The sequence below is a fragment of the Pelomonas sp. CA6 genome (assembly GCF_022549225.1).
Lineage (GTDB): Bacteria > Pseudomonadota > Gammaproteobacteria > Burkholderiales > Burkholderiaceae_C > Roseateles.
In genome coordinates this window covers 1-910 of sequence record NZ_JAKZFD010000041.1, presented here as the reverse complement: position 1 = coordinate 910, position 910 = coordinate 1, and the positions used below count along the sequence as shown (strand labels likewise).

At 70.9% G+C, this 910-nt stretch carries 1 protein-coding gene; it reads left to right on the top strand.

Annotated elements, in window-relative coordinates:
- A partial coding sequence (locus LZ017_RS21775; RefSeq protein ID WP_277604852.1) for an MBG domain-containing protein occupies nucleotides 1–910 on the top strand: 910 nt, incomplete at both ends.

Below are 910 nucleotides of genomic sequence, written 5' to 3'. Positions count from 1 at the left end.
GGCCAACGGCGCGACGCGCCTGTATGGCGCGGCCAACCCCAGCTTCAGCGGCACGGTAACCGGCTTCGTGGGCAGCGACACGCTGGCCAACGCCACCACCGGCACGCTCGCCTTCGCGACGCCCGCCACCGCCACCAGCAACGTCGGCAACTACGCCGTCAACGGCAGCGGGCTCACCGCCAACAATGGCAACTACGTCTTCGCGCAGGCCGCCGGCAACACCAGCGCGCTGAGCATCACGCCCGCCACGCTGACCGTGACGGTCAACAGCGCGACCCGCCTGTACGGCGCCGCCAACCCGAGCTTCAGCGGCACGGTGACCGGCTTCGTCAACAGCGACACGCTGGCCAACGCCACCACCGGCACGCTCGCCTTCGCAACGCCCGCCACCACCGCCAGCAATGTCGGCAGCTATGCCATCAACGGCAGCGGGCTCACCGCCAACAACGGCAACTACGTCTTCGCGCAGGCCGCCGGCAACACCAGCGCGCTGAGCGTCACGCCCGCCACGCTGACCGTCGTGGCCGATGCGGCCTCCCGCCTGTACGGCGCCGCCAACCCGTCCCTCAGCGGCACCGTCACCGGCTTCGTGGGCAGCGACACGCTGGCCAACGCCACCACTGGCACGCTGGCCTTCGCGACGCCCGCCACCGCCACCAGCAACGTCGGCAGCTATGCCATCAACGGCAGCGGGCTCACCGCCAACAACGGCAACTACCTCTTCGCGCAAGCGGCCGGCAACGCGACGGCGCTGAGCATCACCCCGGCGACGCTGACCGTGACGGTCAACAGCGCGACCCGCCTGTACGGCGCCGCCAACCCGAGCTTCAGCGGCACCGTCTCCGGCTTCGTCAACAGCGACACGCTGGCCAACGCCACCACCGGCACGCTGGCCTTCGCGACGCCCGCT